Raw genomic sequence first — 13,782 nt, 5'->3', positions numbered from 1 at the left:
GCTGCGAGCGCCCCCAGCGCTGAGCCAGCACTACTGCCCAAACCGGTAACGCAGCCCCAGGGCCTGGCTACCCGTGAAAACGTCCTTGTTGGGATTGTTGAGACCTTCAAACTGCCGGCCGGTAAGTGCTTTGTTCACGAGAAAATCGTAGGTCAGCTCCAAGCGGGAGCTCACGCGGTAGCGAACGCCCACGCCTCCGGTGGCCAACAACGTGTTCTGGGTTCTGCGGAAAGCAAAGTCGGAAGTGCTGGTTGGGCTGCCGCTAATGTATGTGGTTTGGGTGCCACGGCTGTGGATGTTGCGGCTCTCCAAGGTGAAGCCCCCGATTGCATCGAATTGCAGCCGGCGAGCCGGATTAGCCGTGAGGGTGTAGCGGGCCAATCCCGACACCGATGTTTGGCGCTGGGTATAGTCGCCATTAAGGGTGTAGTAGCTTGAATTTGGGCCGGCTGCCCCGCCTGTGAATTGCGTGCTCTGGCCGTAGCGGGCGGTGCTGCCGCTGTAGGCTACGCCTACCTGTAAGGCTAGGCGTGGCCGCAGCAGGTAGCCGGCCGTGAGTTGTATCGGCATCCGGAAGCTGCCGTCTTGGCGCAGCAATTGGTTGCCAATCTGCTGGTAATAGCTGTTATAAGCCCCCAGGCCCACATAAAAGCGGGGAGTAGCCGTTGTTTCGGGGGTGGTTTGGGCGAGGGCGGGGAGGGTCGCTGCCAGGAGCAGGCCGCCGAGGGTAAGTTGGGGTAGGCGCACGGAGTAGAGTGTAGAATGTAACAAGATTGCAAGTAAGGTGCCCTAAGCGGGCAAAGCGTTGCATGGCGCTGGATTAATCTTGTTAACACCACGCTTCTGCACTGGTGCCCGACGCCCAGGTGCTGGCTATTTGCGAGAAAGCGAACGTGTCTAGGAGGGGGCTGTAAAAAGAGAAATAAGCAAAACCCGTCATGCATCTCCCGCGGAGAGGGGCCGGGGGTGAGGTTCCCTGGCTGCGCTGCATGACCGTCCACTTGCTCGTCATCTCTCCACCTACTGGGCCCTCCGCCGCTCTTCTTCGGCGCCGGTAGTGCGGGTTTTGTTGGTCAATTTATCGTTGCCGAAGCGCCAAGCGAATGAGAGGGTTGCCACGCGCGAATCGCGGCGTAGGTAGAGGTCCTGCTGGTAATTGTTGTAGATGGAAACGGCGTTGAGCGGCGTGGTGTAGAGGATGTCCGTAACGGCTAGCTTGAGCGTGCCTTTGCGGTCCCAAACCTCTTTTTTGACGCCGACGCTGAGTTGGCCGATGTCCTGAAAATCGAAGAAGCCGACCCGTTGGCGCGAGTAATACCAGCCATTGAGCTCGGCGCCCCAGCCCTTGCCCAGCGTGAACGTGCCGTTGCTGCTCAGGTTAAAGGTAGGCTGCCCGGCCCGGAGGGAGGTGCCGGCGAGGCTGCCCTCGAAATGGATGTAGTAAAGCACGGCGTTGTTGTAGATGCTCAGCCACTTGCCTACCGTGACGGGCGCCGTGAGCGTGAGGGCCACATACTGCTGCCGGTCCAGGTTGACGTCGGTTGATACCGTGGTGGTGGCGGTTTCGGGGTAGGCCACGTCCGTGATGGGGTCGTGGGTGACGCTGTAGCTGATGCCGCCGGTGTACTTCTGCTTGAAGGTGTAGTTCACCTCCATGTTGTAGCTGGTTTGGGGGCGCAGCTCGGGGTTGCCTTTGCCGGAAGTGGCCGGGTCGATGATGAAGCGGAAGGGGTTGAGCTGGCGGTAGGAGGGGCGGTTGATGCGGCGGCTCAGCGAGAGCGACGTTTCGTGCCGGTCGTTGAGGGTGTACTTCAGGGCCGCGCTGGGAAACAGCTGGTAGTAGTCGCGCTGGAAGTTCTCGCTGGTAACCACTTGCTCGCCGGTGGCGTGGGTTTGCTCGCCGCGCAGGCCGGCCTGCAAGTTCAGCTTGTCGATGGTTTTATTGACATTGACGTAGGCCGCCGTGATGACTTCGTTGTAGCGGAAGCGGTTGCTCAGGTTCGTGTCGAGCGTGGTGACGCCCTCGCGGGTGTTTTCAAACCGGATGTCGTTGTCGGCAAAGACACGGCTGGCCTTGGCACCGGCTTCGAGGCGGGTTTCGGGGTCGAGGTTCCGCGTGAAGTCGGCCTTCACGGCCTGAATCGTGAGCTCGCTGCGCTGGTCGCTGGCCAGGGTAGGTCCCATCCGATTGGGTTCGGGGAAGATGGTTTGGCTTTGGGTACGGTGCGTGGAGTAACGGGCGTAGTCCACGTCGGCCGTGAGCTCGGGCCGGCCAGTGCCCTCACCAAAGGTGTGCTTGAAATTGAGATTGCCCGTGATGTTGGGGTTGTTGCCCTGGCCGGTACTCAGGGCCGTGTAAGCGTCTTCCACCTGACCGTTGGCATCATAGAACACGCTGGTGTTGACACCCGCGCCGCCCGGCAGGGGCCGGGGAACGGAAAACCCGGTGAGCACGCCGCCCACCACGGTGTTCTTCGACAGGTTGTAGTCGGTGCCCACTTTCCAAATCAAAAAATGGTCCTTGGAAACCATGCGGTTGCGTTGGTCGCTGGTGCCCGTGAGCACGGGGCGGCCGTCCTGTGTCTCGTAGAAGTAGCGGTAGGTATTGCGGATGTTGAAGCCCTTGCGGTTGCCGTAAGTGGCCGATGAAAACACGTTGACTTTTTCCTGGCGGTGGTTCAGCGACATGCTCGTGCTCAACTTGCCGTACACGCTGCGGCCGTAGCTCAGGTTCGCGGTGCCGTTGGTGCCCAGGCGCTGGTCCTTTTTCAGGTTGATGGCGATGATGCCGGCGTTGCCCTGGGCGTCGTACTTGGCGGGCGGGTTGGTAATCAGTTCGATGCTCTTGAGTTGGTCGGCGGGCAGGGCACGCAGGTAGTCGGCTAGCTCGGTGCCAGTCATGGGCTGGCGTTTACCATCAATGAGCACGAGCAAGCCGGTGCGGCCGCGCAGGGCCAGGTTGTCGCTGCCGTCCACGGTCACGCCGGGGGAGCGGGTCAGCACGTCGAGCGAGGTGTTGCCGGAGGCTAGGGTCGACCCCTCTACGTTCACCACCGTGCGGTCGGCCAGGCGCTCAAACAGCGGTTTTTGACCCACTACGGTCACTTCTTTCAGAGCCGTGGCGGCGCTGGTTTGCAGGGTAAATGCCGGTAGCTTAAGGCCTGCGGCGGGCAACTCAAACGCCTCGCTCCAGAAGCGCACGTAGCCCACTTGCGAGGCCGAAACCCGGTAGCGCCCCCCGGCCGGATGCTCGAGGCGGAAGCCGCCTTGCGCGTCGCTGAACTCTGTTTTTACCACCGACGAATCTGCTGCCCGGTGCAGGGTTAAGGTCGCAAACTCGATGCCAGCTCCAACGCCGTTGCGCACGCTGCCTGTGACCGCGGTGGTTTGGGCAAACGTAGTGAAGGCCGTGAGCAAGGAGGTAGCCAGCAAAAAAGCCGCCGACCGGATGCTGGTTCCTTTGCAAAGGAAACCAACGCTTTTTATGGTGTAACAGTGAGGCATAAGATGGTGGTGAGCAGATTAAAGGCTTGAAAAGACAGCTTAATGGCAGCGCTGATAAAAGGGCATGGCGAGTCCCGTTCCGGCCTGGAGGGCGTAGCGCAAATGGTGATTTCGAAGAGGGGGAGAGGGGTGGCGAATCCGAACCTCCAAGCCGGAGCAGGCTAGCGACTAGCCTGCTCCGGCGGCCTCAGGAGGCCAGCAACTTTACTTGCAGAGAAAGGTGAGTAGGGTATTTGGATGTGAATACCGCGCGACTTACCAAACGTTACAGGAATTTTACGAATTTTTTCTCGGGGTAAGGCATTCAGCCTGATTCGCAAACAGATTCGGCTGATTTTTGCTCAGGTTGCCCTAGTTGCCTTCCAGCCAGGCCTTCACGGCGCCGGTCTTTTCGCGGCTCACCAGCACTTCTTCGCTGGCGGCGGGGTGCAGGTACACGGCCATCTTGCCGCTGAAATAGGGCTGCAGGCGGCGCACGGCTGAGAGCTGGGCAATAACCTGGCGGTTGAGGCGCAGGAAAAGCGCGGGGTCGAGCAGGGCTTCGAGCTGCTCCAGGGTATAGTCGACCACGAAGCGGCGGCCGTCAGCAGCCACGAGGGTGGTAATGCCGTTCCGGCTTTGAAACCAGGCCGCTTCGGCCGCGGGAAGGGGCAACAGCTGCTCGCCCTGCCGCACCAGAAAACGGCTTTTGTACGGCTTGCCGGGGCGTGGGAGGGCGTCAAGCAGGCGCTCCAGACTCATAGACGAATCAGCGGCACCGTGCAAGGCTTCGGGCTGGCTGCTGGCTGTTTCGGGGTGCGCCACGGGCCAATGGCGCAGCTTGGCCAGGGCCGCTTGCAACTCAGCCAGCTTCACGGGCTTTAGCAGGTACGCCACGCTATTAGCCTGGAAAGCCCTAATGGCGTAGGCATCGTAAGCTGTGGTGAAAATGACCGGGCTGGGCACTAGGGCTTGCTCCCAGACTTCCAAGCTGAGGCCGTCGGCTAGCTGAATATCACTCAGAATCAAATCCGGGGCTGGATGGGTGGCCAGCCATGCCAGCGCGCCGGCCACGGTGTCGAGCACGGCCAGCACCTGGGCGCCGGGCGCGGCTTGCATCAGCAGGCGCTGCAGGCGCTCGGCGGCCGGGTACTCGTCTTCTAGCAGCAGAACATTCATGAGGAGCTACAGCAAGGGTATTTTCACTGCAAAACTCTCGCTTTCTTCGAGTACTTCCACCCCAGCCCCGGCCTGGAGCAGCTCGTAGCGCCGACGCACGTTGGTCAGGCCGGTGCCTGTGCCCGGCGCCAGGCCCGCCGTGCGGGGCCGCCGCGTGTTTTCGATGGTGAGCGAATCGGCGGCGGGACAACTGGCGATGCGCAGGTGCAGCGGTTGTTGGCGCGAAGCCACGTTGTGTTTTAGTGCGTTTTCTACTAGCAGCTGCACGCTGAGCGGGGCCACCCGGCGCGCCAGCGCCGCAGGGGCCACAGAAATTTCCACCACCAGGTTTTCGCGAAAACGGGCTTTGTGCAGCGACAAGTAGATTTCCACAAAAGCCAGCTCTTCGGCCAGCGGCACGGTGGCTTGCCCCTGGGCCTGCAGCACGTAGCGGTACACGTCGGCCAGCTGCTCCACAAACTGCTGGGCGGGCGCATTACCGGGCTCAATGAGGGCCGAAAGCGTGTTGAGGTTATTGAACAGAAAGTGCGGGTCGAGCTGGCTTTGCAGGGCGTCGAGCTGGGCCTGGGTACCGGCCCGCGACAGCTGCTCGGCGCGCTGCAGGTTGGTTTTCCACTGCTCGAAGAAGTGACGGCTTTCGTAAATCAGCTGCACCACAAGGGTGGGCACCATGTTGAGGGCCAGCTCCTGCCAAAACTGGTCGGCACGGATGTGCTGTTTGTAGAATATCCAGTGAAGGCCCTCGCCCAGCAGTAGTGTGGCCACGGCCCCGATGGCCAGGCTGCCCAGGGCCAGCCGCCACAGCCGGCGGGTCGTTTGCTCTACATTCGGGAACCGCCGAATCAGGGCAAACCACAGCGCTCGGTTGCTTAGCCAGAAAATGACGGTGTAAACCACTGAAATCAGCCAGCTCAGTAAGAGAGTAGGCAGCAGCGGCAGCTCGCTCACGCCGCGCATGAGCATGGCCAAGGTCGCAATGACCGGGATGCCAAAAAGCAGGAGGCGGCGCTCGTTCATGTAAATGCTTTGTCGAACCAAAGGGCTAAGTTACCCGGGCCAGCAGCCGGGCCCGGCCGGCTCGCAGCATGGCGGGTACTACTGCGGAATGAAACGGCCGCACCACTGCAAAGTACAGGCGCCCGGCCAAGTTGTGGTACTGCACCGCCGTACTCATAAAAACCCGCGTGGCGTCCGGTTCCTGAGCCACCAACACGGACACCCGGAAGTTGAGGTGCCGGTCGTCCAGGCCCAGCAGCACTTCGGCAGAACTGGCGGCAAATGTCCGGAACGGCCCTACGAAGTCGATTACAACCAGCGGTCGGTGCAGGGGCTGCATGCCGGGCGGCAGGGTAGTGGCGAGGCCCAGTTTCTTCACCAGCGCATTGCGTAGCCGCATCAGCCAGAGCACCCAGGCGGGCGCATGCAGAAAGCACGTCTGAGCCGCCTCACTCGCCGAAAGCTGGCTACCCGGGGGTAGGTCCAGACAGAAAGTGTCTAGAAAATCGACCTGCGGCAAAGACTCCTGGATAAGACTGGCAGCAGGGATGGCAGATGGGGGCATGGCCGGCGTGCTTTGTTTGTGAATAAGAAGGCTGACTCGGTATCAGTCATTTACTGCCCGGCCCACAGTGGCACGCCCGCCATGGCCTGGGCAAACAACGCTCCTACCAAGCTAGCGTAGGCCAGGGCCCCCAGCCACGTCAGCAGCGCGGCGCGGCGCGGTACCAACCCCGACAGCCACCAGCCCAGCAGCGGCACCACTTGCAGCGCGTGCAAGCCAATGAAGTGGGCAATGCGCAAGTCGCCGGCCCGCGTGCTCCAGCCGATGCCCGGCAAGCCGGGGCCGCCATCGGGGGCGCCCACCGTGTGCTGGTTGAGGTGTATCATCATGCCGCCCAACACGCTGCCGATGAGAAACAGCAGCAACCCCAGGCGCACGCCCCACACGTAGCCAGCAGGGCCGTGGGGCCGGTGCCGCCACACCAGGTACACGGCCCACACAGTCAGCACGGTATTCAGCATGATGAAAATCCCCATCACCTGAAACAACACGCCGTCGAGGACTGAGGTAACATTGAAGTGCGACGATGTGCCGCGCGTCGCCTGCGTGAAGATTATTACCTGCTCTACCATCATGCTCACCGCTATGCCCAAGCTCAACCGGCGCACGGCGCGCTGGGCGGCCCCGGGCAGGTCGGCCAGCAGCCAGCCCAGCGTCCAGACGAAGGCAATGACCGACAAGCAGAACTTGATGGGCTTGACCCAGACCAGAGCGCCCGTCACGTAGCGCTGGTCGAGGGGCAGCAGCACGAGTGCCACCAGCAATAGGCCGACATTCAGCCAGCCCGTCCACGAAAGCGCCGGGTTGGCGCGGTGCAGTACGCGCAGGGCCACGCGGGGCTGCTCCAGCCAAGCGCCCGCAGTGGTTCCGTTGGGTAGTTGGGCGGCCGCTGGAGGAGTCGCTGCAGCCTGGGAAGCAGGTATCATCAGGGTTTCCATGGTTGTTGGGCGAAAAGAAGTCGAGCAAATCAAGCAAGAGGGGCTGCTGCTGGGGCAGGCTGCCAGCGCTGGCGCAGGCCGCAATAGAGCAGCAAGCCCAGCGGGCCGAGCATAAACGTGGCCACCAGGCAGGGTATCAGCACCAAGTGAGGCATGCCGCGGCGGTGGGCATCGCGCGCTTCCCAGGCCCCCACGGCCAGGTCGAAGCACAGGTAGTGCACCCAGCCGGCCAGCAGCGCCCACGGCTCGCGAAACAGCGCCGCCACCTGGGCCAGTGAGCCGAAGCCAGCACCCGGGGCTGGGTGGGCGAACGTCTGGTAGCCAATGAGTATCACGTAGGTTGCCGCCAGTAGCAGGGGCAGCGCCCCGCTGAGTACCATGGCCCGGGTGCCCCGCCAGCGCGGGGCCACCAGCAGGAGTAGCCAGCCCAGAAAGGCAATCGGGTTGCCTATCTGAAAGAGAGAATCCGGGTTAAGCATAAACTTTTAGGGGTGGGTATGGGTCCAAAGCTAGGCGGCGGCCGTATCTGAGGCCAGGGCTTTGGGGCTGAAGCCGCAAAGTGGTGGGGTGAGGTACAGTAAATCGCCTAGTGAAACGTCCTCCCTCTTGTTGCCCCGCATAGTTCTCTGCCTGTCATGCTCCTGTTGCTGCGTTTTGTGTTGTTGAGTTTGGCGCTGATGCCAAGAGTGGGGTGGGCTCAAACCCAAACCCCGGCCGACACAGTTGGGCGACGCGCGGTGTCGCGCCTCGACCGCACCCGCGTTGTGGTTCTCTACGATTCCCGCTATGCCATTATCAACTATAAGCTCACCACCATCAATGGGCTGAAGCTGGGCGTCGAGCTTAAGAACCGGATGCGCATGGGCGGCGCCATCTATTTCCTGAGCACCGGCGTGCCCACCCGCCAGCCCCGGCCCGACAACGCCGCCGAAGATGCCCCCGCCGAGTTGCGCTTTCGCTACCTGGCGGGCTATGGCGAATACGTACTGCTCGAAAACCGGCGCTGGGAGCTTGGCACGCAGCTGCAACTGGGCCTCGGCTCGGCCCGGGTGGCCTACACCACGGAGCAAGGCAATTTCAACCGGACGCCTCGCGAGTTCATGGGCGTGGTAGAGCCCTCGCTCACCGGGCACGTGCGGGTATTTCGCTGGGCCGGCATGGGCGCGGGCGTGGGGTGGCGGCAGCCCGTGTTTGTGCCCATTTCGGTGCAAAAGGAGCTCAACGGCCCAGTGTTTTACGTTCGGGCCAAGCTCTTCCTCGGCGACTTGCTGAAGGTTGTGCGCGGCAAGCAACGGCTCTTTACTCAGGAAGGCCTGCGGGATGAATAAGCCGTGGTCTTTCGTCTGATCACCAGCTGTCTGCAGGGAGTTATTTTTTGCTGGTAGCGTAAGCCAAGCCAGCCGACAAGTTTCCATTGGCTGGGCTGCGGCCGGCCACGCTAATGCTTTCGTAGGAGTAGGTGTAGGCCGTGGTGAAGGCCAGCCGTTGCGTAAGACGCACGGCCAGCGAGGCCGTGCCGTTGATGCGGTAGTCGGTGGTGGGGGCCCGCACGGCGGGCTGGTAGAACACCAGCGCATCGAGCGAGACCACGCCCCAGGTGAATTTGGTTTTGACGCGGGCCGAGTGGCGCAGCACCTGCCGGTGCAGGTCGGTGAGGTAGCGGGTGTCTTCGTACAGCACCAAGTAGCTCAGGTTGATTTCGTTGCGAAGCGAATCGGTATAGAGGTTGTAGCCCGCCCCAAGGCCATGCACCAGGCGCCGTTCTATGGCCCGCAGGTTACTGAAGCCCGCTTCGCTCAGGGCGTAGCCCCGGAACCGGCCCCGCTGGTACGAGGGCGTGAGCAATAGCAGTCCTTCCCGCTCTTTCAGGCGCGCATCCTGCCGCCCGTAGCTGAAATTAGCTCCCACCGGCAGCCGCCAGCGCCCGCCCCGAAACGCAAAGTTGGCCGTGTGGTTGGTGCTGAAAAACACGCGCTCCACGGTGCCCGTGGTATAAAGGCCGGTGAGGGCGGCGGTGTAGCGCAGGCCCCGTCCGCTGGCGTTGTAGGTTTCAAATTCGGTAGCCGGCACACTGCCAGCAGCGCCCGCCGTGGGGGCTACTTCGGGAGCAGCGGCGGTGTCAGCCGGTGCTGCGTTGACTGGGCGAGCGGTAGAGTCAGGTACGGTTTGGGCGTGGCCAACCAAGCGGGTGCCCACTAGCAAAAAGGCAGTTGCTAGCACTAGTAGAAGTCTTATCACACCGAAAACAACGGTTCTGCGGAGGCAAGGTTCTTTGCGCCCCGGGCTTTTTTCCTGCTCGCGGCTCCGCTTCGCCGGCTGCATCGGGCAGTAACCGGCAGGGGCCGAACGCAAAAGCGGCGCCTCCTGTCCGGAGGCGCCGCTTTCAAAAAGTTAAGGCTGGCCGGGTGGTTTCTCCTTAGTTGTAGTTCGGCAGCAGGCTGTACTTCTGCCCGTACTCCAGCATTTGCTTGGCAAAGTCAGTTGGGTATTCCAGCTTCACGTCGGTGACTTTGCCGTCGTTAATCGTCGGCACCAGGCGCGGCTGGATGAAGCCCTGGTAGGGCGCGATGTTGAGCTTTTTGTAGCGCTCCAGTACCTCTTTGTGCAAGGCCTGGTCGACTTGCACGCCGTAGGTTTCGATGAGGTTTTTGGCGGCGGCGTGGTCGCCTTCGCTCGTCACGCGCTGCAGCTCGCGCAGCAGCTGGCCGAAGAGCCCGCGCAGCTTGTCGTAGTCGTTGATGCGGACGTAGGTTTTGCCGTTCTGCTTCACCATCTCCACCACGTTGTCTTTTTTGCCTTTTTCATACACCCACTTGGCCACCATCTGGCGGTTGCGCATGTGGGCTTCTTCCACGGTTTCGCCGGGCTGCAGGCGGGTGAGCTGGGTCATGAGGCCGCCGCGCAGGTAGCCGTCGTACTCGGCCTTGGCCACATCGGCCGATTTGGTTACGCCGATTTCCTGCAGTTTGGGGTCGGGTAGGTAGTACAGCGCCACCAGGTCGGCACGGCCTTCTTCAATGGCCGAGGCGTAGCTCTTCAGGGTTTCTTTGGTGGTGCCCACGCCGGGGTTAATCTGGCCCGAGGCGTGGCCGATTACCTCGTGCATGTCGGTGTGCAGCTTGCCGGCCAAGGCGCCGTACTGACGGGCTCGGGTGCGCTCGGCATCGGTCAGGGCAAACTCGTCGAGCATGCCGGAGCTGGCGTTGGCCTGGTCGTAGGCTTCCACAATGTTGCCTAGGTTCACCGACTTCGAGCCGTGCGCAGCCCGAATCCAGGTGGCATTGGGCAGGTTGATGCCGATGGGCGTGGCCGGGGCCGCGTCGCCCGATTCGGCCACCACCGTTATTACCTTGGCCGTGATGCCCACCACGTTCTTTTTCTTGTGCTGGGGCAGAATGGTGGAATTGTCCTCAAACCACTGGGCCTGGTCGCCGATGGCCTTGATGCGCTTGGTGGCCTCTAAATCCTTGAAGGACACCACCGACTCGTAGCTGGCGCGGTAGCCCAACGGGTCGTCGTACACTTCAATAAAGCCGTTCACCACGTCTACCAGCGACTGTGTGTCCTTCACCCAGGCAATGTTGTATTCGTCCCAGGTCTTGAGGCTGCCGGTTTTATAGTAGCTGATGAGCTTGCTCAACGCCTCCTTTTGCTCGGCCGTTTCGGTCACAGTCAAGGCCTTTTCCAGCCAGAAGATAATCTTCTTGATGGCCGGGGCATACATGCCCTGGGCGCTCCACACCCGCTCCTCGAGCTGGCCCGCGCTGTTCTTCACCAGCTTGGAGTTCAAGCCATAGGATATAGGCTGCTGGTCTTTTTTATCAATTTTCTTGGCGTAAAAGGCTTCGGCTTCGGCCTGGGTCACGCCCTCATAAAAGTTAGTGGCCGAGGTCTGAAGCAAGTCGGCGCCGGCTTCCTGGTTCACCTGCTTCGCCGCTACGTTGGGGTCGAAGATGATGGGCGTGATAGCGGCCAGAAACTGGTCTACGGTTTCGTTGGGCTGCAGGGGCAGGGTTTTGGGGTCGGCGGCGCGCACCAGGCTGGCAAAGTAGTCGGCGCTGCACTCCGGCAGCATCTTGCGCGTGGAGTAGTGGTGGTGAATGCCGTTTGAGAACCACACGCGCTTGGCGTACACGTCAAATTTCTTGGCTTCATCAGCCTTATCGCCGCCACTCAGGTTCTGCTGATTGGCGGGGTACAGGGCCTCCAGGGTGCGCCGCACGCGCAGATTGTGCTTGTAGTTCTGGTCGTAAATGATGTCGCGCCCGCTCAGCCCCGCTTCGTAGAGATAATAAAGCAACTCCTTTTGCTTAGCTGGCAGCGCCTCGAAGCCCGGCACCTGGTAGCGCAACATGCGCAAGTCAGCAAACTGCTCGCTCACGACTTTGAAGTCAGATGTATCGGTGCTGGCGGTGGTAGCGGTGCTTTCAGCATCTGTTTTGTTGCTGGAGCAATGCACCAAGGATAAGGAGCCCAGCAGCAGCGCCGCGGGCAAAACCATTCGTTTCATAAAAAGATAATAGGTGGGAAAAAGCCCAGCAAAGCTAAGCCCGTTTCCGAAGCAGCAGAACGCTGTAGAGACGCATAATTGCGTCTCGGCGTTGAACGACTAGCGCCATAATAGTGCCCGTTACAGGAAGCCGTGACGGCGCGGACGCCGAGACGCAATTATGCGTCTCTACATCGGTTTACTTGCCTGCCTTGCGCAAGGTGCTGGCCCGGTCTAGCTTGCCATTGGCGGTGGTCTCAAATGCCGCCACGTACACCAGCTGTCGGGGGCGCTCGTACTTCTCCAGCCGCTCGGCCAGTAGAATTTGCAGCTGCTTTTCAGTTTCCGCGGGCAGGGCATCGCCTTCCACAAAAGCCGTCACCTGCTCGCCTAGGCGGGCATCGGGCTGGCCGGCCACAAAGCAGCGGCGCGACTCGCCAAGCTCGGCTAGGGCCACGTCCAGCACCAGCTCCACTTTCTCGGCCTGCACTTTCACACCACCCGAGTTGATGATGAAATCGGCCCGGCCCAGCCACTCAAACGTGTGGGCGTCGAGCAGATTCACCCGGTCGTTGGTCACCACCAACTGGTCATCGGTCACGTCGCCGCGCAGGGTTAGGCAGCCGCGCTCGTCCAGCCCAGCCGCAATGCCTGTAAGTACCCGGTAGTGAGTGGTGGTCTCGGGGCCATTGAGTCGGCGCAGGGCAATATGCGACACCGTTTCGGTCATGCCATAGGTGTGGTACACGGGCACGCGCAGCGTCTGGATTTCGCCGGCCAGCGTGCTGTCAACGGTTGCGCCGCCCACCAGCAGGGCACGCATTGGGTTGAGGCGCGGCGCTTGGTCCGCCGCGAGTATGGCCCGTAGTTGCAGGGGCACAAAGGCGGCAAAGTCAAACGCAGCATCGGCCGCCACCATGTCGAAGGGGTTGCCTTGTGGCTCTACTATAGTGAGGTGCATGTTGCGCTCCAGGCCGCGCACCAGCATCATCATGCCGCCTATGTATTCGCAGTTCAGGCACACCAGCGCCCGGTCGCCCGGGCCGAGGTCGAAAAAGTCGCCGGTGCGGGCCGCCGAGGCTTCCAGCTGCCGCCGCCGCAAAACAATGGGCTGCGGCGTACCCGTCGAGCCCGAAGTGTTGAGGTTGAATTCCTGGGTGCCGGTCAGCCACTGCCGCACAAAATCCAGCACCTTGGCTTCGTAGCCATTCACGGGCACGTCGAGCTGCGCCGGGTATTGCCGGATGGCAGCGTACTCAAATTCGCGGCCGTTGAGAAGGAGGGAGGTGGGCAGAGCGGTAGTCATGGGGCAAAGCTAGCGGCCACGGCTGCTTCCGTTCAGGGAACGGATTGTGTTGGTTGGGCCAACGTTTTGGCGCTTGGCGAAGAAGCGAATTTCGTAGCACTAAACTGTCAATCCAGCACAAAAGTTGGTACGAGGTAGGATGTTCAATTAACCAATGAACCCGCTTTTTGCCAACGCCTGTTATGTGGTTGTTTTTTTATTCTTTCTTGTCTTCAGGGTGAAATTTATAATAATCAGGTCGCTCTGTCTGCTGCCAAATAAATTTGTAGCTAGTCTCCACTACTTCAATGTCGAAAGGTCGTTTTACATAAAATATATTGTCAGAGTTACTTGTAATAACACTTGCTCCACTGATAACAAGCCCAGCTAAAATCCATACTACAATTGTTAGAATATTGTGAGGATTAATTTTTGTCAGAAAGCGGTTAATGCAAAATACTAATGCAAACAAAAATAAAAAGTAAGTCAAGAAGTCAATTATAAATTCTGTCGCGAAAATTTGCAAAGACATAGAAGTGTGCCAGCCGTCACAAACGAATGGAAATGGGAAACCGGCAAACAATGTGTCCGGTGCTTCAACGGGCAAAGCATACCACCATTTAGTAACTGTCGCAAATGAAATTACTGTCAGTGGAAGTATGAGTTTAAATGTCAACTGTTTCATATTTGTCGGTCTTTCTAAAATGCCGCATAACATTTAGAGTGCCGTTGCTGCAAAGCACACCAATAGCGGCAGTACTTCTTCAGGACGCGATGCGCTTGCATAAAGCAAACCGGGTGTGATTACGCAACTGCTACACTGTGTCAAGAATTTGGCCGCGCGGCC

Annotated in this window: 12 protein-coding genes; 1 reads left to right on the top strand and 11 read right to left on the bottom strand. The window is 60.5% G+C overall.

What is annotated here, in order from left to right:
• Positions 1-30: 30 nt before the first annotated feature.
• From ACP7AJ_RS10835 to ACP7AJ_RS10805, 7 genes are all read right to left on the bottom strand, one after another.
• Positions 31-771: an outer membrane beta-barrel protein gene (locus ACP7AJ_RS10835; RefSeq protein WP_426060213.1), complete on the bottom strand. Its 741-nt coding sequence runs from the start codon at positions 769-771 to the stop codon at positions 31-33.
• Positions 772-1,020: 249 nt separating this feature from the next.
• Complete coding sequence (locus ACP7AJ_RS10830) at positions 1,021-3,504, bottom strand: TonB-dependent receptor domain-containing protein (RefSeq protein ID WP_426060212.1); 2,484 nt, start codon at positions 3,502-3,504, stop codon at positions 1,021-1,023.
• Between the two features lie 351 nt (positions 3,505-3,855).
• Positions 3,856-4,662, bottom strand: coding sequence for a LytR/AlgR family response regulator transcription factor (locus ACP7AJ_RS10825; RefSeq protein WP_426060211.1), 807 nt, complete (start codon positions 4,660-4,662; stop codon positions 3,856-3,858).
• 6 nt (positions 4,663-4,668) lie between these two features.
• Positions 4,669-5,700: a sensor histidine kinase gene (locus ACP7AJ_RS10820; RefSeq protein WP_426060210.1), complete on the bottom strand. Its 1,032-nt coding sequence runs from the start codon at positions 5,698-5,700 to the stop codon at positions 4,669-4,671.
• A 4-nt stretch (positions 5,701-5,704) separates the two neighbouring features.
• Positions 5,705-6,223 (bottom strand): DUF2867 domain-containing protein, encoded by a 519-nt coding sequence (locus ACP7AJ_RS10815; RefSeq protein WP_426060209.1) that lies wholly within the window; start codon positions 6,221-6,223, stop codon positions 5,705-5,707.
• Positions 6,224-6,273: 50 nt separating this feature from the next.
• Positions 6,274-7,149 (bottom strand): hypothetical protein, encoded by an 876-nt coding sequence (locus tag ACP7AJ_RS10810; RefSeq protein WP_426060208.1) that lies wholly within the window; start codon positions 7,147-7,149, stop codon positions 6,274-6,276.
• 41 nt (positions 7,150-7,190) lie between these two features.
• Positions 7,191-7,640 (bottom strand): ABA4-like family protein, encoded by a 450-nt coding sequence (locus ACP7AJ_RS10805; protein ID WP_426060207.1) that lies wholly within the window; start codon positions 7,638-7,640, stop codon positions 7,191-7,193.
• Positions 7,641-7,796: 156 nt separating this feature from the next.
• Between ACP7AJ_RS10805 and ACP7AJ_RS10800 the strand changes: the two genes are divergently transcribed.
• The gene (locus ACP7AJ_RS10800) at positions 7,797-8,489 is read left to right on the top strand and encodes a hypothetical protein (protein ID WP_426060206.1); all 693 of its coding nucleotides are present in this window, start codon (positions 7,797-7,799) and stop codon (positions 8,487-8,489) included.
• A 40-nt stretch (positions 8,490-8,529) separates the two neighbouring features.
• On the opposite strand, the gene ACP7AJ_RS10795 is transcribed toward ACP7AJ_RS10800, so the two are convergent.
• The 4 genes from ACP7AJ_RS10795 to ACP7AJ_RS10780 all read right to left on the bottom strand — a co-directional run bounded on the left by ACP7AJ_RS10795 (position 8,530) and on the right by ACP7AJ_RS10780 (position 13,620).
• On the bottom strand, positions 8,530-9,399 hold the full coding sequence (locus ACP7AJ_RS10795; RefSeq protein ID WP_426060205.1) for a DUF481 domain-containing protein: 870 nt from the start codon (positions 9,397-9,399) through the stop codon (positions 8,530-8,532).
• Positions 9,400-9,577: 178 nt separating this feature from the next.
• Positions 9,578-11,671 (bottom strand): dipeptidyl-peptidase 3 family protein, encoded by a 2,094-nt coding sequence (locus ACP7AJ_RS10790; protein ID WP_426060204.1) that lies wholly within the window; start codon positions 11,669-11,671, stop codon positions 9,578-9,580.
• Positions 11,672-11,849: 178 nt separating this feature from the next.
• Positions 11,850-12,956, bottom strand: coding sequence for an AMP-binding protein (locus ACP7AJ_RS10785; protein WP_426060203.1), 1,107 nt, complete (start codon positions 12,954-12,956; stop codon positions 11,850-11,852).
• Positions 12,957-13,152: 196 nt separating this feature from the next.
• The gene (locus ACP7AJ_RS10780) at positions 13,153-13,620 is read right to left on the bottom strand and encodes a hypothetical protein (RefSeq protein WP_426060202.1); all 468 of its coding nucleotides are present in this window, start codon (positions 13,618-13,620) and stop codon (positions 13,153-13,155) included.
• Between the last annotated feature and the right edge of the window lie 162 nt (positions 13,621-13,782).

Source organism: Hymenobacter sp. B1770, assembly GCF_049896385.1.
In the GTDB taxonomy this organism is placed as follows: domain Bacteria; phylum Bacteroidota; class Bacteroidia; order Cytophagales; family Hymenobacteraceae; genus Hymenobacter.
Note: the sequence above shows the minus strand (reverse complement) of the source record. Positions and strands in the feature narration are given on the sequence as shown.